Annotated in this window: 17 protein-coding genes; all 17 read right to left on the reverse strand. The window is 45.2% G+C overall.

What is annotated here, in order from left to right; all coding sequences use genetic code 11:
* Positions 1 to 26: 26 nt before the first annotated feature.
* Entirely contained in the window at positions 27 to 1,694 is a 1,668-nt protein-coding gene (locus AC2Q9J_RS01400) for a ribonuclease J (RefSeq protein WP_499036679.1), read from the reverse strand.
* A gap of 120 nt (positions 1,695 to 1,814) precedes the next feature.
* On the reverse strand, positions 1,815 to 2,828 hold the full coding sequence (locus tag AC2Q9J_RS01405; RefSeq protein WP_499037323.1) for an aspartate-semialdehyde dehydrogenase: 1,014 nt from the start codon (positions 2,826 to 2,828) through the stop codon (positions 1,815 to 1,817).
* 111 nt (positions 2,829 to 2,939) lie between these two features.
* On the reverse strand, positions 2,940 to 4,163 hold the full coding sequence (locus AC2Q9J_RS01410) for a M16 family metallopeptidase (protein WP_499036681.1): 1,224 nt from the start codon (positions 4,161 to 4,163) through the stop codon (positions 2,940 to 2,942).
* Between the two features lie 236 nt (positions 4,164 to 4,399).
* Entirely contained in the window at positions 4,400 to 6,517 is a 2,118-nt protein-coding gene (gene pnp, locus AC2Q9J_RS01415) for a polyribonucleotide nucleotidyltransferase (protein WP_499036683.1), read from the reverse strand.
* Positions 6,518 to 6,663: 146 nt separating this feature from the next.
* On the reverse strand, positions 6,664 to 6,933 hold the full coding sequence (gene rpsO / locus AC2Q9J_RS01420) for a 30S ribosomal protein S15 (protein ID WP_084245326.1): 270 nt from the start codon (positions 6,931 to 6,933) through the stop codon (positions 6,664 to 6,666).
* Between the two features lie 145 nt (positions 6,934 to 7,078).
* Positions 7,079 to 8,023: a bifunctional riboflavin kinase/FAD synthetase gene (locus tag AC2Q9J_RS01425; protein ID WP_499036685.1), complete on the reverse strand. Its 945-nt coding sequence runs from the start codon at positions 8,021 to 8,023 to the stop codon at positions 7,079 to 7,081.
* Position 8,024: 1 nt separating this feature from the next.
* Positions 8,025 to 8,954, reverse strand: coding sequence for a tRNA pseudouridine(55) synthase TruB (truB, locus tag AC2Q9J_RS01430; protein WP_499036687.1), 930 nt, complete (start codon positions 8,952 to 8,954; stop codon positions 8,025 to 8,027).
* A 369-nt stretch (positions 8,955 to 9,323) separates the two neighbouring features.
* Positions 9,324 to 9,677: a 30S ribosome-binding factor RbfA gene (gene rbfA / locus AC2Q9J_RS01435; protein ID WP_084245320.1), complete on the reverse strand. Its 354-nt coding sequence runs from the start codon at positions 9,675 to 9,677 to the stop codon at positions 9,324 to 9,326.
* A gap of 18 nt (positions 9,678 to 9,695) precedes the next feature.
* Positions 9,696 to 9,974, reverse strand: a complete 279-nt coding sequence (locus AC2Q9J_RS01440) for a DUF503 domain-containing protein (protein ID WP_084245318.1) — start codon at positions 9,972 to 9,974, stop codon at positions 9,696 to 9,698.
* Complete coding sequence (gene infB / locus AC2Q9J_RS01445; protein WP_499036690.1) at positions 9,971 to 12,295, reverse strand: translation initiation factor IF-2; 2,325 nt, start codon at positions 12,293 to 12,295, stop codon at positions 9,971 to 9,973. The genes AC2Q9J_RS01440 and infB overlap by 4 nt, the downstream gene beginning before the upstream one ends.
* A gap of 4 nt (positions 12,296 to 12,299) precedes the next feature.
* Positions 12,300 to 12,620 (reverse strand): YlxQ family RNA-binding protein, encoded by a 321-nt coding sequence (locus AC2Q9J_RS01450; protein ID WP_499036692.1) that lies wholly within the window; start codon positions 12,618 to 12,620, stop codon positions 12,300 to 12,302.
* 1 nt (position 12,621) lies between these two features.
* Entirely contained in the window at positions 12,622 to 12,900 is a 279-nt protein-coding gene (gene rnpM / locus AC2Q9J_RS01455; protein WP_499036694.1) for an RNase P modulator RnpM, read from the reverse strand.
* A 20-nt stretch (positions 12,901 to 12,920) separates the two neighbouring features.
* Entirely contained in the window at positions 12,921 to 14,048 is a 1,128-nt protein-coding gene (nusA, locus tag AC2Q9J_RS01460) for a transcription termination factor NusA (protein WP_499036696.1), read from the reverse strand.
* Between the two features lie 19 nt (positions 14,049 to 14,067).
* A complete protein-coding gene (gene rimP, locus AC2Q9J_RS01465; protein ID WP_499036698.1) occupies positions 14,068 to 14,556 on the reverse strand; it encodes a ribosome maturation factor RimP in 489 nt (162 codons plus the stop codon).
* A gap of 135 nt (positions 14,557 to 14,691) precedes the next feature.
* Positions 14,692 to 18,999 (reverse strand): PolC-type DNA polymerase III, encoded by a 4,308-nt coding sequence (locus AC2Q9J_RS01470; protein WP_499036700.1) that lies wholly within the window; start codon positions 18,997 to 18,999, stop codon positions 14,692 to 14,694.
* A 562-nt stretch (positions 19,000 to 19,561) separates the two neighbouring features.
* Complete coding sequence (locus AC2Q9J_RS01475) at positions 19,562 to 21,265, reverse strand: proline--tRNA ligase (RefSeq protein ID WP_499036702.1); 1,704 nt, start codon at positions 21,263 to 21,265, stop codon at positions 19,562 to 19,564.
* Positions 21,266 to 21,375: 110 nt separating this feature from the next.
* The gene (rseP, locus tag AC2Q9J_RS01480; protein ID WP_499036704.1) at positions 21,376 to 22,635 is read right to left on the reverse strand and encodes an RIP metalloprotease RseP; all 1,260 of its coding nucleotides are present in this window, start codon (positions 22,633 to 22,635) and stop codon (positions 21,376 to 21,378) included.
* Positions 22,636 to 22,655: the final 20 nt, after the last annotated feature.

Consider the following 22,655-nt stretch of genomic DNA (forward strand, 5'->3'; position numbering starts at 1 on the left):
GGAAATCCTTCTCCTTTTTCTCTATCTTAATATTCCATAATAATCGGGATGATCATTGGACGGCGCTTCGTTTGCTGGAACAGATAGGAATTCAATGTGTCCCGAATTTCCTGTTTTATGTTATTCCATTCAAATGTATCACGCGCTACATATTTTTCAACAACTTTTGTAACCAGTTTCGCCGATTCATCCATCAGCTCTTCCGACTCACGGACATAAACGAATCCACGGGAAATCATTTCCGGACCGGAAGCAATCTTCTTCTGCTTGCGGTTCAAGGTTACCACGACAATGAAAATGCCGTCTTGTGAAAGCAATTTCCGGTCGCGCAGAACGATATTTCCAACGTCGCCAATTCCGATTCCGTCGATTAATACATTCCCTGCTGTCACTCGTCCGCTCATACGGACTTTCCCTGCTTTATATTCTACAATATCCCCTTTATCGGCGATAAAGATTTCAGATTTGTGCAATCCGACCTGCTGAGCCAATTTCGAGTGGGCAATCAGCATTTTGTATTCTCCCTGGATAGGGATGAAATACTTAGGTCTCATCATATTCAGCATCATTTTCAAGTCTTCCTGGCTGCCATGCCCGGATACGTGCACTTTTTTGCTGGATGTCAGCACATGCGCCCCCGCTTTTGCCAGTTTGTTCATTGTTTGATACATCGGAACTTCCATTCCCGGTGAAGGGGTGAAAGTGATCAGCACAGTATCCGTCTCTTTGATGCGAACGTCTTTATGCTGTTTGCGCACCATCTTATCCAAAGCTTCCAGAGGTTCCCCCTGGTTGCCTGTAACGATGATGACAATTTCTTCATCACGGTAGTCATCCAGTTCTTTCAAAGAAATGACCGTATCTTCCCCGGCGTCCAAATAGCCGAGACGAACTCCCACTTCATAGCTGCTTTCTAGGCTTTTCCCTACCACAGCAACTTTTTTGCCGGTTGCCCGGGCAATATCGAAAACCTGCTGGATGCGGATGAAGTTTGATGAATAAAGCGATACAAGAATTCTTCCTTCAGCTTTACGGAATTCAGATTGAAGGTGGTCGGCAACGACTATTTCAGAAGTTGTGTAGCCCGGACGTTCTGCTTCAGTGGAATCGGATAACAGCATAAGTACGCCGTCTTCTCCCAATTTAGCCATTTTAGCGATATCCGGACGGTAACTGCCTTTAGCCGACTGGTCGAATTTAAATTCACCTGTGTGGACAATCGCACCTTCTGAAGTATGGAAAACGATTCCAAGCGCATCAGGGATGCTGTGTGTCGTATGGAAGAACGTCACATGCGTTGTATCAAAATTCATACGGCTCTTGTTTGTCACTTCGAAAAACTTCACTTGCTTCAAAGAACCTTGTTCTTTAACATGTTCTTTTGCAAGGCCGATCGTCAATTTCGAACCATAGACAGGAGCCTGCACTTTCTTCAGCAAATAGGCGATGGAGCCAATTGCGTCTTCGTGGCCGTGCGTAAGGAATATTCCTTTGACACGATCCTTATTTTCTTCCAGGTAAGTAACATCCGGAATTACGATATCCACTCCCAGCATTTCATCTTCCGGGAACATCAATCCACTGTCGACGACAAAAATATCTTCGTCGATTTCAATCACATACATTGCTTTGCCGATTTCTCCGACGCCGCCTAACGGTATTACTCTGATAAGTTCATTTTTAATTTTACTCAATTTATTTCCTCCTAAAAAAATTCGCCCGTACACATCCATAAAATTCATTATACGGGAATTGAACTTAACAGTCCAAAGAAAAAAATAAACCGGCGGGAAGGCCGGTTTGTTTTTTAAAGGTCAGATTATTTTTTCTTCAATCAGCGCTTCGGCAATTTGAACGGAGTTCAGTGCTGCGCCTTTCACTAAGTTGTCCGAAACTACCCATAAATGGAAGCCTTGCGGGTTATCAAGATCCAGACGCACCCGGCCTACAAACACTTCATCCAGTCCGGCAGCCATTAATGGCATCGGATAAATCTGGTGTGATGGATCATCCATCAATTCAACGCCAGGTGCTGCCGCAATCGACGCTTTCACTTCTTCAAGCGTCGGAGCTGCCTGCAACTCAACATAGACCGATTCTGAATGGCCGGTAACCACCGGCAGCCGGACGCATGTCGCTGCTACAGAAAGACTGTCGTCATGCATGATTTTTTTCGTTTCATTGATCATTTTCATTTCTTCCAGTGTATATCCGTTATCAGCGAACACATCAATCTGCGGAATCGCGTTGTAAGCGATCGGATAATGTTTCTCCGCTGATTTTACCGGCAGCATTTTGGCATCCGCATTCGCCGCCTGATCGAACCCTGCGTCTGCCTGGCTTTTCAACTCATTGATCGCATCGATCCCGGCACCCGAAACAGCCTGGTATGTAGAGACGACGATTTTCGTCAACCCAAATTGCTCTTTTAAAGGCTGCAGCGTGCAGACCATTTGGATCGTCGAACAGTTTGGATTGGAGATGATCCCTTTGTGCAATGCTAAGTCGCCTTTATTGACCTCGGGCACAACCAGCGGCACGTCGGCGTTCATACGGAACGCACTTGTATTATCGATGACAATCGCTCCCCGCTGGACAGCTTCAGGAGCAAACTTCTCGGATACGCTGCCCCCTGCGCTGAACAGCGCAATATCAATCCCTTCAAATGATTCCGGCACCGCTTCTTGCACTGTATAGGTATTGCCTTTAAAATCGATTTTACTGCCCGCAGAACGGCTGGATGACAGGAAACGGATTTCGTTAATAGGAAACTCGCGTTTTTCCAATTGATCCTTCATTTGCTGACCAACGGCCCCTGTTGCCCCCATGATTGCTACGTTATAGGTTTTCACTCGACTCTCTCCTTCAATGATAATTTGGATTATTGTATCATAATTCAGCGTACTGCCGCATTAAAACATTGAAAAAGCACCCTCGATTTATGAGGATGCTTCTTTCGAACGTATGATTGATAATGCCGGCCCCTGCTGGAGCAGTTCCAATGTATATTGAACATTATCCAGTGAAACTTCATCAATTTTCTTCAGCACATCATCAAATGAAATATGCCGGCCCATAAGCAATTCATGCTTGCCGTTTCGGCTCATGCGTGAACTGGTACTTTCCATTCCAAGCAGCAGATTGCCTTTGAACTGCTCTTTGGAATCATCCACCTCCAGCTGCGTCAATCCGTCTGCGTGCATTTGGTGGATTGATTCCATTATTTTCTCCTGAAGTTCCGGCAACTGCTCGTTTGACGTGCCGCCGTAGATTGCCAGTGTCCCGTGGTCCGAATACGCTGAGTGATAGGAATAGATCGAATAGGCGAGTCCCCGCTCTTCCCTGATTTCCTGAAACAGCCTGGAAGACATCGTGCCCCCAAGAATATTATTCATCACAGCCAAATCATAGAGATGGGGATCATTTATCGACATGCCTGGAAATCCTAAGCAAAGATGCCCTTGTTCAATATCTTTATATTTAACCGAATTTCCTGATGTGAATTCTGGTTCTGTATAATCTTTTTGTTTCTGGACTTTTCTGAAGCCGCCAAATAGTTCTTTGATTCTTTCAATCAATTCCGGCTTAATATTACCTGCCACCGACACAACGGTATTTGAAGGAATATAATAGTTGTCCATGAAATCTCTGATTTTACCAGCATCGAAAGTCTGCAATGTCTCCTCTACACCCAGGATCGGCGCACCGATCGAATGCTTGGGATACATCACCCGCCAAAGCTGCTCATGTACATCATCATCCGCCATATCTTCGGTCATGCTTATTTCTTCAAGTACCACTTGCCGTTCGCGCTCGATTTCAACAGATTCCATATTGGAATTGAAAAACATGTCCGCCAGTATGTCGACTGCGTGATTCGCATGATCATCGACAACTTTCGCATAATAACAGGTATATTCTTTCGATGTATAGGCATTGATATCCCCGCCTATACGGTCGAACTCTCTGGCAATATCCTTGGCGCTCCGGGTTGGTGTGCCCTTGAACAGCATATGCTCGATAAAATGGGTGATGCCGTTTTCTTCCGGTTTTTCATCGCGTGATCCCACTTTGACAAAAATTCCGACAGCCACGGATCTGAAATGCGGAATCTGCTCCGAGACGATTCGCAATCCGTTATCACAAATAAAAGTATTTGCCACTATTTAAATCCCTCCATTAAGAAATGCGTAAGCGCCCGTTAAGCTCTGAAAGGCATAAGACGATCTGGCGAAGTGGCGTCTTTCCAGCCGCGCAGCCAGATTGGCTTATGACCCGAAGAGCTGGGCCGCTGAAGTCTAGACAAAACTCCGCTCTTCAATAATTCTAAAAAATTTAATACATCTATTTTCTTTTAATAAATAAGAAAAAATTGCCAACTTTCGTTGGCAATTTTCATTTACTCTTGATTAGCTTTTTCAGCTTGTTCTTTTTCTTCTTTCAGGACAATCTTGCGTGACAGGTTGACTCGGCCTTGACGGTCGATTTCAATGACTTTCACTTTTACAACTTGATCCATTTTGAGGACATCTTCAACTTCCTTCGTCCGTTCTTCCTGGATTTCAGAAATATGAAGCAAGCCGTCTTTGCCTGGGAAAAGTTCAACGAATGCCCCGAATTTCTCGATCCGTTTCACTTTACCTTCATAGTATTCCCCAACTTTCGCTTCGCGTACGATGTTTTCAATCATCGCTTTCGCTTTCGCGTTCATTTCTTCATCAACAGAAGAAATAAAGATGGTGCCATCTTGTTCTGTATCAATTTTGACGCCTGTTTCGTCAATGATCTTATTGATCACTTTACCGCCAGGTCCGATTACGTCGCGGATCTTATCAGGATTGATCTTAACCATGATGATCTTCGGCGCAAATTTGGACAATTGCTCTCTTGGTTCAGAAATTGTCGCCAGCATTGATTCAAGGATGTGAATACGTCCGATTTTCGCTTGTGTCAAAGCCTCTTCAAGGATTTGACGGGATAAACCGTCGATTTTGATGTCCATTTGAAGTGCTGTGATGCCTTCTGCAGTCCCGGCAACTTTAAAGTCCATATCTCCCAGGTGATCTTCCATTCCCTGAATATCAGACAATACTGTATAATTTTCGCCTTTTTTAACAAGCCCCATCGCAATACCGGCTACAGGCGCTTTCAAAGGAACACCTGCATCCATCATAGCAAGAGTTGAAGCACAGATACTTGCCTGTGAAGTTGAGCCGTTTGATTCCAAAACTTCTGCTACCAGACGGATTGTATATGGGAATTCTTTTTCATTTGGTATAACCGCTTCAAGGGCGCGCTCGCCAAGAGCTCCGTGTCCAATCTCGCGGCGGCCCGGTCCACGAAGGAATCCAGTTTCACCTACAGAGAACAACGGGAAGTTGTAATGATGCATAAAACGTTTTGTGTCTTCGATGCCAAGGCCATCGATAATCTGTACATCGCCAAGTGCCCCAAGCGTACAAATGCTCATCGCCTGTGTTTGTCCACGTGTAAACAAACCAGAACCGTGCGTGCGTGCCAGCAATCCGACTTCTGATGACAATGGACGGATCTCTGATGGTCCGCGCCCGTCAGGACGGATTTTTTCATCGGTAATCAAACGGCGAACTTCATCTTTGACCATCTTATCAAGAATTTGTCCCGCTTGTTTTTTAACATCATCAGCTGATTCTTCGTATTGTGCCATAACACGTTTTTTGATTTCGTCGATTGCTTCGTTGCGCGCCTGCTTTTCATTGATCTGAACAGCAGTGTTCAACTCTGCTTCCACTTCGCCTTTGATCGTTGAAGAAAGCTCTGCATCCAATTCGTATAATTGGATTTCAGATTTTTCTTTCCCGACTTCAGCTGCAATCTCTTCCTGGAACGAGATCAATTTCTTGATCTCTTCGTGGCCGAACATGATTGCTTCAAGAATGATTTCTTCCGATACTTCTTTCGCTCCCGCTTCAACCATATTGATGGCGTCTTTAGTTCCCGCCACAGTCAGGTTGATGGAACTTTTCTCAAGCTGATCGTTTGTCGGATTGATAATGTATTCACCGTCGATCAAACCAACGATAACTCCAGCAATCGGACCGTCGAATGGAATATCCGAAATCATCAATGACAATGAAGATCCGAACATTGCAGCCATTTCAGAAGGGCAATCCTGATCAACGGACATAACCATTGAAATTACCTGCACTTCATTACGGAAGCCATCCGGGAATAAAGGACGGATCGGACGATCAATCAGGCGGCTCGTCAAAGTCGCTTTTTCAGAAGGACGTCCTTCACGTTTGATGAAGCCTCCTGGTATTTTACCGACAGCATAAAGCCGTTCTTCGTAGTTGACAGTCAACGGGAAGAAATCCAAAGGCTTCGGTGTTTTTGAAGCTGTGGATGTAGACAAGACTGCTGTATCGCCATAACGGATCAATGCAGCTCCGTTTGCTTGTTTAGCCAATTGGCCAACTTCGACCTGCAATTCGCGGCCTGCCCAATCGAATTTGTAAACCTTTTTAGTTTGCTCCATAATCGAGCTCCTCTCTCTTTCAAGATATAGACAATTTTATGTATCCATTACTAGTAGTGTATCAAAAAAGCATACGCTGTGCATGCAAGCGGAAAATTTTATCCATAAAGAAAAAGCGGGACGAATCCCGCTTTCACTGATTGCTATTATCGGCGTAGGCCAAGTCTTGCGATTAATTCGCGGTAACGAGCTACGTCGTTTTCACGAAGATATTTCAACAAGTTACGACGGCGTCCAACCATTTTGAATAGACCACGACGTGAGTGATGATCTTTTTTGTGAGTACGTAAGTGCTCATTCAAGTTGTTGATGTCTTCTGTAAGAATGGCGATTTGAATTTCTGCAGACCCAGTATCTGTGTCATGCACTTTGTATTCATTGATCAATTCATTTTTACGTTCTTGAGTAATTGCCATACTGTTTCCACCTCCTAATTTCTGATAGCCCCAATTACCGAGCAAACGTTGGTGATTCGATTGCCAAGCAACGGTTAGTACATTTAGTACTTATAAATCATAGCACACGCCAATTTGAAAATCAACTGAACATCCCGCTTCAAAATTACTCAGCAAAAAATGTGATCGCTTCCTGTTTATCTTTTTCAATTTGCGCTTTCAATTCATCAATGCCGGAAAATTTTGATTCATCCCGTATCCTTTTGTGCCAATCGACTGTTACCCGCTCTCCGTAGATATCTTTATCAAAATTAAAGATATGCACTTCGATTACGAGTTTCTTATGGTCCGGATCATTGAAGGTCGGTTTGTAACCAACATTGCAGACGCCGTCATACACTTCGTCCTGTACATGAAGGCGAACAGCATAGACTCCCCTGCCGGGAACGAATGTCCCCAAGTCAGGTTCCACATTAGCCGTCGGAAACCCAATCGTGCGGCCCCTCTTATCACCGTTCACAACTGTTCCCGAAACTTTAAATGGACGGCCAGATAAACGGGATACTTCTTCAATTTCCCCGGATTTCAAGTGATTGCGAATTCTCGTGGAACTGATTTTTTCCTGTCCGTCTTCCAGCTTGCCAATGACACTGACACCAAATCGTCCATCCGCATAGCTCTGCATCAGATCCATTGATCCCTGCCCCTTTGCGCCAAACGAAAAATCGAAACCGGCTGTTACATGGACAACCCCAAGATCTTCGATAAAGTGGCTGATGAACTGTTCCGGCTGCAATTGCGCGAAGTCGGAAGTAAAGCGCACGATGAAACAAACGTCGATCTCCATGTCATTAAGTATTTCCATTTTCTGCTGCATCGGTGTTATGTAAAACACTTCTTCTTTTCGACCGCCTAAAACCAATGAAGGATGGGGATCGAAGGTCATTACTGCAGATTGCGCGCCTAATTCCCGCGCTTTTTCGACAGCTTCTCCTATTACTTTCTGATGCCCTTTGTGGACGCCGTCAAAAAAACCAAGCGCCATGGATAACGGTCCCAACTCTTCTTCCGGTTTCATATGATTTGGATAATTCAAATGGAAAATCTTCATTTTACACCTCGTCTTCTGTCGGCAGACCGAACATTTTTTCCGGTTTCATTTTACCCTTTTTCTCCGGATGCTTCTTATATAACGCAAACGGATTTCCCTTTACGGTAAAAACCAGCAGCTCATTTTCCTCCAATAAAGGATGCATCTCGATGACCTGGCCATTTTTCATCGCAAACAGCATTTTTGGATCGACTTCCACTGAAGGGAAAGCGCTCAGGCCATAAATCAGCGGTTTTAAATAATGATCGATAGTTCCATTTTGAGCAATCTCTTCCACCTCTGCAAGTGTTAAGCAATCTTCTTTTTTGAACTTGCCCGATTCCGTTCTTGTCAATTTCGACATATGCGCCGGGTAGCCAAGAGCTTCTCCGATTTGTACTGCAAGCGTACGGATATAGGTGCCTTTGCCGCATTGGATGCGAATACGGAAATGGATATCAGTACCGGTCCATTCTTCTGCGCTGTCCAACAGCTCAATCGAATCGATCCGCGCTTTTCTGACCGGCCGCTCGACCGCTATACCGGCTCTTGCGTATTCATACAGTTTTTTGCCATTCACTTTCACCGCCGAATACATTGGTGGAATTTGGTTGATCTCACCCGTCAACCCTTCTAGGGCGGCAAGCAGTTCCTGCCTGGTAATTTTCTTCTCCCGCTGGTCCCGATTCACTACTTCACCGGTAGCATCTTCTGTTTCAGTCGAAAAGCCGATCGCCACTTCCGCTTCGTAGGTTTTTCCTTGATTGGTGATATATTCTGCCACTTTTGTCGTGTTGCCAATGCATATCGGCAATACACCGTCCACTTCAGGATCGAGAGTGCCCGTATGGCCAACTTTTTTTGTTTTCAATATTTTGCGCAGTTTAAAAACGCAATCGTGGGAAGTCATGCCTTTTTCTTTCCATAAAGGAAGTATTCCGTTAATGGCCATTTCTTTCAACCCCTTACAATATAATCCTCTTTCAACACCTTTAGACGCTTTGGACAGGGAAACATCGTCTCCTGTGCAAAGCTCGTCGCAAAGGAGCCCTTACGTATTATTGCTCCGCTCACTCCATGAGAGCACCTTTACTATGAGAAATTGCTAACGATATGTAGCAAAAAAGCGAAGAAAGTGTTTGATTCTGGCCTAGCAATATTAAAGTCGTGCTCCTGCATCGCTGCGCTGCTTCGTCGCAAAGAATTAGCCTCGCAGACGTCGGCTAATTCTTCGAAGCTGTTTTGCGGAATATCGGTAATCAAAGTTCAGCTAATTATGTAAAAAAACCTGCAATCTAAGAAATAGACAGCAGGCTTGGTTTTATTGTTCGTCTTTCGGTTCTTTGATATCCCGCAGCAGACTGTCGATCCGGTTTCCGTATGCCACTGAAGTATCGAATTCAAATGATAATTCAGGTGTTTTGCGCAAACGGATACGCTGGCCGATTTCTGAACGGATAAATCCTTTGGATTTCGATAAGCCGAGCAATGTCTGCTCTTTTGCAGCATCATCACCCAATACGCTGATGTATACTGTCGCTTGTTGGAGATCTCCGGTAACTTCTACATCTGTTACCGTGACAAATCCGATTCGCGGATCCTTCAGCTTGCGGCTGATGATATCGCTGAGCTCTTTTTTCATTTGTTCGCCTACACGATTCGAGCGCATTGTCATTGCTTATTCACCTCGTTCTTACAGATATTCTTGATGATGTTCAAGACATTCCCACATCGGATTGCTCTCCAGATAATACAACACTTGCGCCATTTCCTTTTCAGCCATTTCTTTTGAAGAAGAAACAGTGACAAAGGCAAGGCGCGTGCGTTGCCATACATTCTGGTGGTCAATTTCCGCTGCGGAAATATTGAACTTTTGTTTTGAACGGGTCAGCATGCTTTTCAGCACTGCCCTTTTTTCCTTCAATGAATGCGCTGACGGTATAAAGAATTCGCATTCCATGTAAAGGATCATTTCCGTTCGATTTCTTCCATAACATAAGCTTCAATGATGTCGCCTTCTTTGACGTCATTGAAATTTTTGATGGTAATACCACATTCATAGCCTTTAGCCACTTCTTTGGCATCGTCTTTAAAGCGTTTCAATGTATCCATTTCGCCTTCAAAAACAACAATTCCTTCACGAATGACACGAACTCCGCTGTCACGTGTGATTTTACCTTCAGTTACATAACTTCCGGCAATTGTTCCGACTTTAGATACCTTGAATGTACTGCGGACTTCCGCCTGGCCGATAACTTTCTCCTCAAATTCAGGATCAAGCAAGCCTTTCATTGCAAATTCAATTTCTTCGATTACTTTATAGATGATGCGGTGTAAACGGATATCCACGCCTTCAGCTTCTGCTGCGCGTTTGGCATTGGCATCCGGGCGAACGTTAAATCCGATTACGATGGCATTGGATGCCGCAGCAAGGGAAATATCCGACTCTGTGATGGCACCTGCACCAGTGTGGATAATTTTGACGTTAACGCCTTCCACATCGATTTTCAGAAGTGAAGCAGCCATTGCTTCAACTGCGCCTTGAACGTCAGCTTTGACGATCAAGTTCAATTCTTTCATCTCACCCTGTTTCAGTTGATCAAAAAGATTATCAAGTGTTACACGGGTTTTCTCTGAACGCTGTACCTGCAATGCTGAAGTAGCACGGCTTTCACCAACAGAACGAGCTGTTTTCTCGTCTTCAAACACTACAAAACGATCGCCTGCCTGTGGTACATCATTCAAACCGGTAATTTCAACCGGCATTGATGGACCGGCTTCTTTCACACGGCGGCCTGTATCAGAAACCATTGCTCTTACACGGCCGAATGTGTTGCCGACAACAATCGGATCACCGACATTCAAAGTGCCGTCCTGTACTAGAAGTGTAGCAACTGAACCGCGGCCTTTATCAAGCTCTGCTTCAATAACTGTACCAATAGCGCGGCGTGAAGGGTTCGCTTTCAATTCTCCTACTTCAGAAACAAGCAGAATCATTTCAAGTAACGTATCGATGCCTTCACCTTTCAACGCTGAAAGAGGAACAAAGATTGTATCTCCGCCCCATGCTTCCGGAACAAGACCATGTTCAGTCAATTCCTGCATAACGCGATCCGGGTTGGCACTTGGCTTATCCATTTTGTTGACTGCAATAATAATCGGAACTTCAGCAGCTTTGGCATGGTTGATCGCTTCAACTGTCTGCGGCATTACACCGTCGTCAGCTGCAACTACAATAATAGCCAAATCTGTCACTTTCGCTCCGCGTGCACGCATTGTTGTAAAAGCTGCGTGACCAGGCGTATCCAGGAAAGTGATTTTCTTGCCGTCTTCATCTACTTGATAAGCACCGATATGCTGCGTAATACCGCCAGCTTCTCCTGCCGTCACTTTCGTGTGGCGGATCGAGTCAAGCAGAGTTGTTTTACCATGGTCAACGTGGCCCATGATTGTGACTACCGGTGGACGTTCTTCGTTCAACGTTTCATCTTCCGGTTCGAAGTAAACTTCCAGGTCGGTTTTATCAACCAGGATTTCTTCTTCCACTTCCACTTCATATTCAGCGCAGATCAATTCAATCGCATCTTTATCAAGTTCCTGGTTAATGGTAGCCATTACACCAAGCATGAATAATTTTTTGATGATTTCAGATGGCTCGCGGCCTAATTTTTTCGCCAATTCGCCAACTGTCAAAGATTCTGTAAAAGTGATTTTTGCTGGCAGTTCTTTCTCTTTTTTCGGCATTGGCGGCAGTGGGTTCACTGGACGCTGCTGTTTGCCTTTTCTGTTGCGGTTCTGGCCACCGCGGCCCGGACCTCCGCCACCTGGACGGTTGGAGTTGCGCTGTCCTGGTCCTGCTGTCGGTTTTGCGGCTTTAGGTGTAAAGTTCGAACCTGTTTTTGCCGGAGCTGCATTTCTCTGGCCATTGCCTTGTGAACGTGATTGTCCTTGGCTTGGTGCTGCTGCTGGACGCGATTGGCCTGGACGCTGCCCTTGTCCAGATGGACGCGAACCGCTTTGACCGCTTTGCGGGCGTGATTGGCCCTGGCCTGACGGACGGGAAGCTTGTCCTTGCGAACGGTTCTGCCCTTGGTTCTGTGGTTTAGTTGGAGCTGGTGCTGTTGAAGCGGATGAAGATTTTTTGTAAATGCCGTCCAATTTTGAAACAGCGTTATCCTCTAATGTCGACATATGGTTTGTAACCGAAATATCCATTTTTGATAATTGCTGGATGATCTCTTTACTTGGTTTATCTACTTTTTTCGCGTATTCATGTACTCGAATTTTGGTCATCTGCTCACCCCCGGTTATTTTCATCGAACAAGCTTATCAGTTTTTTGGCGAAACCTGCGTCGGTAATCGCCATAACTACACGCTCTTCTTTGCCGACTGCATGCCCAATTTCGAAACGGGTTCCGAAAATTTGCATGTCGACTTTATAATAGCTGCATTTATCCTGCAGTTTTTTCATTGTGTTTTCAGAAGCGTCTTCCGCGAGCAATACTAATTTCGCATTGCCTCTGCGAACTTCATTGATTGTCAGTTCTTCCCCTGTTATCGTCATTCTTGCTCTTGTCGCAAGTCCAAGAATTTGGAGGATCTTTTGTTTTGTATCCATTTTACTTCAACTGCTCTCTTAGTACGACCCGCAGCAATTCTTCATATATTTCCTCAGGCACTTTGACTTCCAATTGGTTGTCTAGCACCTTTTTCTTTTTGGCCGCTGCAACAGCTTCCTCAGATTTGGAAACATAGGCTCCTCGCCCTGATTTTTTCCCAGTCAGATCAACGCTCACTTCGCCTTCCTTGGAACGCACGACACGGATCATTTCTTTTTTAGGATGCATCTCGCCTGTAGCTACACACTTTCGAAGTGGAATTTTCTTTTGCAGAGCCAACGGACATCACCTTATCTTTCTTATTCTTTTTCGTCGTAGAAATCGAAGTCATCCGCATCTTCACCGGATTCCACAAGTTCGATGTCAGCGTCGGGATTCGGATAAATACCCAGCTCACGCGCATCTGTCTCACTCTTGATATCAATTTTCCATCCAGTCAATTTAGCAGCGAGACGGGCATTCTGCCCACGCTTGCCGATTGCCAATGATAATTGATAATCAGGCACGACAACTGTAGTTGATTTTTCCTCTTCATTTACCTGGACATCAAGCACCTTAGATGGGCTTAGGGCATTGGCAACAAATATTACCGGCTCCTCCGACCATTCAACGATGTCGATTTTTTCACCGCTGAGTTCGTTGACGATAGTCTGGACACGGGCGCCTTTTGAACCGACACATGAACCTACTGGATCAATGTCTTCGCGATGGGCCATAACAGAAATCTTCGAACGATCTCCTGCTTCGCGGGCAATCGATTTGATTTCAACAATGCCGTCATAGATTTCAGGCACTTCAGTTTCAAACAATCTGCGCAGTAAACCTGGATGTGTTCTCGATACAAACACCTGCGGTCCGCGTGTAGTCCGCTCAACCTTCGTGATATAGACCTTGATGCGGTCATGCGGCTGATACGACTCATTCGGCATTTGCTCTGTCTGCGGCAGCACCGCTTCGACTTTGCCAAGACCGACATACAAATTGCGGGCATCCATGCGTTCAACAATACCGTTGACGATATCATCCGCGCGATCGACAAACTCTTCAAAAACAAGACCGCGTTCCGCTTCGCGTACACGCTGTGTTACAACTTGTTTAGCTGTTTGAGCAGCGATACGGCCGAAGTTGCGTGGCGTCACTTCTTCTTCCACTACATCTCCGATTTCATATGCAGGATTAATGGCATGAGCGTCTTCCAAAGAAATCTGCAAGCGGTCGTCTTCGACTTCCTCAACAACATCTTTTCTGGAATAGACAAGCATTGTTCCCGTATTAAGATTCAAATCCACACGGACGTTCTGTGCTTGATTGAAATTGCGTTTGTAGGCAGTCACTAATGCTGCTTCTATCGCTTCGATCAAGACATCACGCGAAATACCTTTTTGTTTCTCCAATGCCTCTAAAGCATTCAATAACTCACTGCTCATTTTTTATTCACTCCTAGGTTCATCGATCAGGTTTTGCTGAAAAATCAATTGCGAGACGGATTAAAGCAATTTTCTGTCTTGGAATCACGATTGTTTTTCTGCGGGTTTTGATTTTGACTTCAATTTGGACTTCTTCATCAGTATACGATTGCAGATAACCTTCAAATTCCTTTGCATCCAAAATCGGTTCGTAAGTTTTGATATAGATAAATTTACTGATAGCATTCTCAAAATCTTTTTCTTTCTTCAACGGGCGCTCTGCTCCCGGCGAAGATACTTCAAGGAAATAGTTCTGCTCAATTGGATCAAGTTCATCCAGGATTTCACTCAATCGTTCACTGACTAACGCACATTGGTCAATATCGATCGGCGCATCCGGATTATCTACATAGACACGCAAAAACCAGCTGCGTCCTTCTTTTACAAATTCCACATCAACCAGTTCAAGTTGCAGCTCATCTGTGATGGGCTTTGTGATTTCTTCTATTTGTTCTGTAATTTTGCTCATACATGCCTCCCGCTAATCAAAGTTTCACTTATGTCTTTACAAACAGAAAAGAGCGGGAGAACCCACTCTTCTGCGACAGAGCTATCAGTAAATGTTACTACAATAATACCACGATTGGCACACCAGTGCAACTGACTAGAACAGCGACAACTGGTTGGCTTCAGGCATTCCTTCAAGACAACCATGGTCGTCCATGTACTCAATGATGGTTTTGGAAACCCGGCCGCGCTGCTGAAGGTCTTCTTTCGAAAGGAAAGTTCCCTGCTGGCGTGCAGCGACAATCGATTTGGCGGCGTTCGTTCCAAGTCCAGGGATGGCATTGAACGGGGGAATCAGCGTATTGCCGTCGATGATGAATTCATCAGCCTCCGATTTATAGAGGTCCACTTTCTGGAACTTGTATCCGCGTTCCGTCATCTCAAGCGCCAGTTCCATGACCGTCAATAAGTTTTTCTCTTTCGTTGATGCTTCCAGCCCTTTGGCATTGATGTCCACTATCACTGAACGGATTGCATGGGAACCTTTCGCCATGGCATTGACATCGAAATCTTCTGCACGGACTGTGAAGTAAGCCGCGTAATAAAGAATCGGGAAATGCACTTTGAAATAAGCGATTCTGACTGCCATCAAAACGTAAGCGGCAGCGTGGGCTTTCGGGAACATGTATTTGATCTTTTTACATGATTCGATATACCAGTTCGGAACGCCTTCTTCTTTCATCGCTGCTTCAAACTCCGGTGTCAGTCCTTTACCTTTACGGACTGCTTCCATGATCTTAAACGCCATGGATGATTCAAGTCCCTGGTAAATCAGGTAAACCATAATATCGTCACGGCAGCCGATTACATCAGATAGCTGACAAGTCCCATTTTTGATTAACTCCTGGGCATTGCTCAGCCATACGTCCGTCCCGTGGGAAAGACCGGAAATCTGTACCAGTTCCGAAAAAGTCGTCGGTTTCGTTTCTTCAAGCATTTGACGAACGAATCGTGTACCAAACTCTGGTATTCCATAAGTCGCTGTTTTACAGCCGATCTGTTCTTCTGTTACACCGAGCGATTCTGTGCCGGAGAAAATTTTCATCACTTCCGGGTCGTCAGTCGGAATCGTTTTGGGGTCGATGCCTGATAAATCCTGCAGCATACGAATAACTGTTGGATCATCGTGTCCAAGAATATCCAGTTTCAATAAATTATCGTGGATCGAATGGAAATCAAAATGCGTCGTTTTCCATTCCGAGTCCTGTGCATCCGCAGGAAATTGTATCGGGGAGAAATCGTAGATATCCATATAATCCGGCACTACGATAATCCCGCCCGGATGCTGTCCAGTGCTTCGTTTTACACCTGTGCAGCCTTGGACGAGACGGTCGATTTCCGCTCCCCTTATAGTCATATCCCGGTCATTGGCATATCCGCGGACATAACCATAAGCTGTTTTCTCGGCAACTGTCCCGATTGTTCCCGCGCGGAAAACATTGTCTTCACCGAATAATTCCTTGGTGTAGTTGTGCGCTTTTGCTTGATATTCGCCACTGAAGTTCAAATCGATATCCGGTACCTTGTCGCCTTTAAAGCCTAGGAACGTTTCAAATGGAATATCCTGCCCCTCTTTCTTATAAGGAACATCGCAATCCGGACAATTTTTATCTTCAAGGTCAAATCCTGAGCCGACAGAGCCGTCATCAAAGAACTCCGACTTTTGGCATTTAGTGCAGATATAATGAGGCGGCAACGGATTCACTTCTGTGATCTCCGTAAGTGTCGCAACTAATGAGGACCCTACAGACCCCCGGGAACCGACGAGATAGCCATCGTCCAAAGACTTTTTAACAAGTTTATGCGAAATTAAATAAATAACCGCAAACCCGTGGCCGATAATAGATTTTAATTCTTTTTCAATACGGGCTTCGACAATTTCAGGCAGCTGTTCACCATAGATGCTTCGCGCCATATTATAGCTAAGCTCTCTGACTTCCTCATCTGCACCTTCAATTTTAGGTGTGTAAAGATCGTCTTTAATCGGTTTGACAGTGTCGATCATATCCGCAATTTTATTGGAATTTTCCACGACAATCTGTTTAGCCGTTTCTTCTCCCAAAAAGTCGAAGGCGTCGAGCATTTCATTAGTTGTACGGAAATGGACTTTCGGCAGCTTCGTCCGGTTCAATGGATTGGCCCCGCCTTGAGAACCGATCAACACCTGCCGGTAGATCGCGTCGTTTTCATCCAGGTAATGGACGTTGCCGGTAGCAACCAAAGGAATCTCCAGTTTTTTGCTGACTTTCACAAGTTTTCGGATGATATCTTCAAGATTCCATTCATCACGGATCATTTCACGTTCTATTAGCGGTGCATAAATATCTTTCGGATGTACTTCCAGATAATCATAAAACTGTGCGGTACGCTCTACTTCTTCCATCGACTTCTGCATGACCGCTTCAAAAACTTCCCCTTTATCGCAGCCTGAGCCGACAAGAAGCCCATCACGGTGTTTCTGCAGAAGCGAACGCGGAATCCGTGGAACCCGGTAGAAGTAATTTATGTGAGAAGCGGATACCAGCTTGAACAGATTTTTCAATCCCGCGTCATTTTGCGCAAGTAAAGTTACATGAGTCGGACGTGAGCGCTTATACGCATCGCCGGCTCCGACATAATTGTTCAGTTCATCATGATAATGAATTCCTTTTTGATGAGCCTCTTTCAAAAGATGCGTCAGCAAATAAGATGTAGCTTCCGTGTCATAGATTGCCCGGTGATGCTGGGTGAGTTCTATGCCGAATTTTTTCGCCAGCGTGTTCAAACGATGATTCTTCAATTCGGGATGGAGCATCCGCGCTAATTCCAGCGTATCGATTGTGGCGTGTTTTTTGTCGATGCCGTATTTCTTATAGGCGACATACAGGAAGCCCATATCGAACGATGCATTGTGGGCAACCATGATATGATCTCCAGCCCATTCATAGTAATTGCGGATCACTTCTTCCACTTCCGGAGCATCTTTGACCATATCATCAGTGATGCCGGTCAAATCGATGGTCGTATCCGATAACGGATGATGCGGATTCGCGAAGCTTTCAAATTTATCGATAATCTGTCCGCCTTTGATCTTGACAGCGGCAAGTTCAATAATCGTATCGTATACCGCGGATAATCCCGTCGTCTCCAAGTCAAACACCACAAAAGTTTCTTCTTCAAGCAGCGCATGCCGTTCTTCAAATGCAATCGGCACACCATCATCCACTAGGTTCGCTTCCAGGCCGAATATCGCTTTGATGCCATGTTTTTTGCTGGCAGCATATGCATCCGGGAAAGATTGCACTCCGGCATGGTCTGTAATGGCAATAGCGGGATGGCCCCATTTTGCGGCTTGGCCCACGAGTGCATCAACAGATGACACTGCATCCATCTGGCTCATAGGTGTATGAAGATGCAATTCCACTCGCTTCTCTAAAGCTGTATCCTGCCGCAATTGTGGTTTCACTTCCACCATATCCTGCGCCATCATCACAAGGTCACGGACAAATGTATCCATCTGGATTGAGCCGCGGGCTTTCAGCCACATGCCCTTTTTGATGTTCTTCATCAATTCCGCATCTTCTTTGTCACGGGAGAACATTTTCACAAGCAGTGAATCTGTATAATCCGTAATTTTAACTGTCAAAAGGGAACGGCCGCTGCGCAATTCGCGCACTTCAGCATCAAACACGTAACCTTCGACAGTGATCCGCCGTTCTTCATCTATAATGGATTGGATTTCAGCGATTGGTTCATCTGGCTTAATATTGCTGCCCATTTGGAACGGCCCTGCCGGAACACCGTTTTCTTTCCGGTCCGTCTCTCTCTTCTTCATATCAGACAAAGCTTTCTTGGCCATTTCCTCTTCTTCAGCACGACGTTCTTCCATGAATGCTTCATGTGCGGCCTGCTGATCGTCTTCTGTCAATTGGAAATCGATGGCTATTCTCGGAAAACCAAATTGTTGATAGACATTTGCAAGTTTATCCGTATATTTGGCTTTGAGTGCCATCATTTCATGTTCATGGCCGCAATTCAGCATCATTTTATTGCCATTCCATTGCGGTGCTTGTCCCAATAACCGTTCACGGAGCGGCGGTGCCATATCGGCCAATTCATCCACTGCATAACGCCAATAGGCCGAAATCAATTCAGTATCAGCTTGGGCATCATCCGTAACAATTGTCAGCTGGACAGCCGCAATGGGAGAAAATGTGGAATGCAAACGTTCCTTTAATAACAGGAACAGCTTTATCGGCAGTACTTTTTGAAGTTTTACCGTAAAACGCCAGGTCCGTTCTTTTTTATGGACCGTCATCCGGGTCAATTCAGCCTCCTCGAAAAAAGGCATATGTACATCGTCTGTCAAATCGAGATGCTGAAGAAGTAGCTTTAAACGCATCTTAGGATCTTGCTGGTTTGTCATAACTATCCCCTTCGCTCTTATATTAATAAAACCGGTTATACCGGATGTCTAGAAACTGTCGACTTCTTCAATCATTGCGCTCTAGGCGGAAGCTTTCCGCGGGGAGCGGCCTGAGCCTCCTCGTGCGCTTCGCTCCCTGCGGGGTCTCAGGACTCGCTCTTTTTCCCGCAGGAGTCACCGCCTAGCGCTCCATTCTGGTTTCATGTAGAAGCATTATGAATATCTTTTTACCTGTTATAAATTAATTATGCAACTCCATTTAGAGAAGGCTAACAGAGATATGAAGCAAAACAGCGAAGACTCCCAGGTGACTAAGCGAAGTGCTGAGATCCACTCGAGCGAAGTGGAACGAGCTCGAGTTAGCTCAGCGCGAGCCACCAGGAAAGCGGAGCTGTTTTGTGGAATATCGGTTTCCTAGCTTTCTTTCTCAACAAACTATTTATAACCGGCTGTCTATTTATCTTTTATCTGCAATTTCTTTTCCGATTCCCTCGAAGGAAAAGAAGAAAAAGAAAGGAAAGCACAGCTTGTGCTTTCCTTTCATTCTATCAGATTTTGCGGTTTATTTTTGAAAAAATTGCTGTAATTGATCGAGCAGTTCGTCTTTATTCCACTCAAACGTCTCACCGGTGCTGCGGATTTTCACTTCCAAAATTCCTTCCGCCGCTTTCTTCCCGACTGTCAGTCTAACAGGCAGGCCGATCAGATCGGCATCTGTGAATTTAACACCCGCGCGTTCATTGCGGTCATCAATCAGTACTTCGTAGCGGTTGGATTTCAATAAATTATAAATTTCGTCAGCGGTTTCTCGCTGCACATCATCTTTGACATTGACCGGCACCACATGTATATCGTAAGGTGCGGCAACAGGCGGCCACGTAAAGCCGTCATCGTCATTGAATTGTTCAGCAACAGCAGCAACTACACGGGAAACCCCGATGCCGTAGCACCCCATTATATAAGGTACCGCACGGCCCTGATCGTTAAGAATTGTCGCTTTCATATCTTCACTGTAGCGTGTGCCCAATTTGAAAATATGGCCTACTTCAATGCCTTCAGCGAATTTGATAGTGCCCTGGCCATCCGGTGAAGGATCGCCTTCTTTGATGAATCGCAGGTCCGCGTATTTTTCGACTTCAAAATCCTGTCCAGGGGTGACATTTTTGTAATGCTGCCCTTCTTCATTAGCGCCAGCGATTCCGTTGGCAATTGTTTTGACAGCATTATCGGCAAATACACGGATTCCATCCGGCAAAGCTACAGGACCGATCGAGCCGATTTCACAGCCGATCAATTGCTTCACTTCTTCCGGTGTCGCCATTTCAACCACTTTCGCATCAGCTGCGTGTTTTACTTTGACATCGTTGATCTCATGGTCCCCTCTGGATAAAACGACGACGAATTCATCATCCGCTTTAAAGACGAGGGTCTTGATGCAATTATCAGTGCTTGTACCGAAGAACTCCGCCACCTGAGCGATTGTTTTTTGATCAGGTGTAGCCACTTTTTCAATTTCTTCCGGTGCTTCTTCCGGCATTTTATAGTCAACGTTCACTTGAGCCATTTCAATGTTCGCCGCGTAAGAAGATGTATCTGAATAGGCGATCGTATCTTCTCCGATTTCAGACAACACCATAAATTCGTGGTTGTCTTTTCCGCCTATTGCACCGGAATCAGCGATTACCATTCGGAAATCAAGGCCGAGTCTAGAGAAGATATTCGTATAAGCCTGCATCATGACATCATAAGTCTCATCGAGGCTCTCAGTTGTAGCATGGAATGAATAGGCATCTTTCATCAGGAATTCGCGTCCGCGAAGCAAACCGAAACGCGGGCGTTTCTCATCGCGGAACTTCGACTGGATCTGGTAAAGATTCAAAGGAAGCTTTTTATACGATTTGATTTCGTCGCGCAAAAGATCCGTGATGACTTCTTCGTGTGTTGCTCCGAGAGCAAATTCGCGGCCATTGCGGTCTTTTAATCTCATCAATTCGTCGCCATATGAATACCAGCGGCCAGTTTCCTGCCAAAGCTCAGCTTGCTGCATTGCCGGAAGGAAAACTTCCACACTGTTCGCGGCTTCCATTTCTTCACGGATAATCGCTTCCACTTTATTCAATACACGTTTGCCTAGCGGCAGAAAAGAATAGATTCCGCTCGTGTTCTGGCGGATAAACCCTGCACGAAGTAATAATTGATGTGATCTTACTTCTGCATCTGCAGGCGTTTCACGTAATGTCGGGATAAAAGTTGCTGATTGTTTCATTCCAAAATACACCTCAACTGACTGATAAATTTTTAAATACATATATTAATCTAGATACAAAACTACCTTATGCCTTTCAGAGCTTAGCGGCCGTTTCCGCTTTTCTTTAATCAAAAGAAAAACTTCTGTATATCGTTCCAGGTGACGACGATCATCAGCAGCATAAGCAGCATGATGCCGACAAAATGGACCATGCCTTCTTTCTGGCGATCCACCGGCTTGCCTCTCAGCGCTTCTAGTATGAAGAACATCAGACGCCCGCCGTCAAGTGCCGGAAGAGGCAACAAGTTCATAATCCCTAAGTTGATGCTCAGCATACCTGCCCAGCTCATCAAAGTGAAAATACCATATTGCGCTACCTCTTCTGTTGTTTTATAAATGCCGACAGGGCCGGATAACGCATCAATTGTAAATTGTCCCGTCACCAGCATGCCCAGCAAACGGAAAATTTCTTTGAACCAGAAGACGGTCGTTTCAGCACCGTAGACGAATGATCCGAAGAAATCCTGTTCCCTCGGACTTTCATAAAGAACGCCGATAACTCCGACATCTCCCTGCTCCTGCTCTACCAATTCCGGTGTAATCGTGAATTCCACTGTTTCACCCTGGCGTTCAACAACAAAATCCAACGCATTCCCTGCTTCATCCTGGACGGAGTCTACAAGGTCATTCCAGCTAGCAATATTTGTGCCATCAACTTCTGTAATTAAATCGCCGGCCTGCATACCCGCTTCCTCAGCCGGACTGTCATCCGTCACTTCAGAAATAACAGGTTCATTTGTTGGAACTCCTTGCAGGAGACCGATTGCCGTAAAAATAAAGAACGCAAGAATAAAGTTAAACAGCGGCCCTGCAAAAATTGTCATAAAACGGTGGCCGATGCTTTTTGAATCGAATTGGCGATTATGAGGAGCCAATACCGTTTCAGCGCCATTCTCTTCAACTACCGCGTCTCTTGCAACTTGCAGGCGGACAAGCTGATCTTCTTCATCATACCCTTTAATATAAAGTTCCTTTTCGAGATCCGCTTCTTCAACTTCAAGAAACATGATATCGGGATACATGGTTTTTTGATTCAGAATGATTTTTTTGGCAAGACCATCTTCATCCAGCAATACACCGATGCGATGTCCCGCCTGCAATACAATACGGTCCATTTCTTCACCGGCCATTCGGACATAACCGCCAATTGGCAGCAGCCGGACAGTGTATAAAGTTTCCCCTTTTGTAATGCCAAGAATTTTCGGACCCATGCCGATCGCAAATTCGCGGACCAAAATTCCAGCTCTCTTTGCAAACAGGAAATGGCCCAATTCATGGAAAAAAACTAAAGCGCCGAAAATTATGATAAACGATATGACTGTTTCCATTTGAACCCATCCTTATAAAC

The organism is Planococcus sp. RAB007_Raresut, assembly GCF_057369535.1.

What these genes read in the sequence shown, in the direction of transcription:
- AC2Q9J_RS01440 (WP_084245318.1), bottom strand. Translation starts at nt 9,974, where the DNA reads ATGATCCTTTACATGGAATGCGAATTCTTTATACCGTCAGCGCATTCA.
- rimP (WP_499036698.1), bottom strand. Translation starts at nt 14,556, where the DNA reads ATGAGCAAAATTACAGAACAAATAGAAGAAATCACAAAGCCCATCACA.
- AC2Q9J_RS01470 (WP_499036700.1), bottom strand. Translation starts at nt 18,999, where the DNA reads ATGACAAACCAGCAAGATCCTAAGATGCGTTTAAAGCTACTTCTTCAG.
- infB (WP_499036690.1), bottom strand. Translation starts at nt 12,295, where the DNA reads ATGACCAAAATTCGAGTACATGAATACGCGAAAAAAGTAGATAAACCA.
- truB (WP_499036687.1), bottom strand. Translation starts at nt 8,954, where the DNA reads ATGGCCATTAACGGAATACTTCCTTTATGGAAAGAAAAAGGCATGACT.
- pnp (WP_499036683.1), bottom strand. Translation starts at nt 6,517, where the DNA reads ATGGAGCAAACTAAAAAGGTTTACAAATTCGATTGGGCAGGCCGCGAA.
- AC2Q9J_RS01450 (WP_499036692.1), bottom strand. Translation starts at nt 12,620, where the DNA reads ATGGATACAAAACAAAAGATCCTCCAAATTCTTGGACTTGCGACAAGA.
- AC2Q9J_RS01405 (WP_499037323.1), bottom strand. Translation starts at nt 2,828, where the DNA reads ATGGGGGCAACAGGGGCCGTTGGTCAGCAAATGAAGGATCAATTGGAA.
- rpsO (WP_084245326.1), bottom strand. Translation starts at nt 6,933, where the DNA reads ATGGCAATTACTCAAGAACGTAAAAATGAATTGATCAATGAATACAAA.
- AC2Q9J_RS01475 (WP_499036702.1), bottom strand. Translation starts at nt 21,265, where the DNA reads ATGAAACAATCAGCAACTTTTATCCCGACATTACGTGAAACGCCTGCA.
- rseP (WP_499036704.1), bottom strand. Translation starts at nt 22,635, where the DNA reads ATGGAAACAGTCATATCGTTTATCATAATTTTCGGCGCTTTAGTTTTT.
- AC2Q9J_RS01425 (WP_499036685.1), bottom strand. Translation starts at nt 8,023, where the DNA reads ATGAAGATTTTCCATTTGAATTATCCAAATCATATGAAACCGGAAGAA.
- rbfA (WP_084245320.1), bottom strand. Translation starts at nt 9,677, where the DNA reads ATGACAATGCGCTCGAATCGTGTAGGCGAACAAATGAAAAAAGAGCTC.
- nusA (WP_499036696.1), bottom strand. Translation starts at nt 14,048, where the DNA reads ATGAGCAGTGAGTTATTGAATGCTTTAGAGGCATTGGAGAAACAAAAA.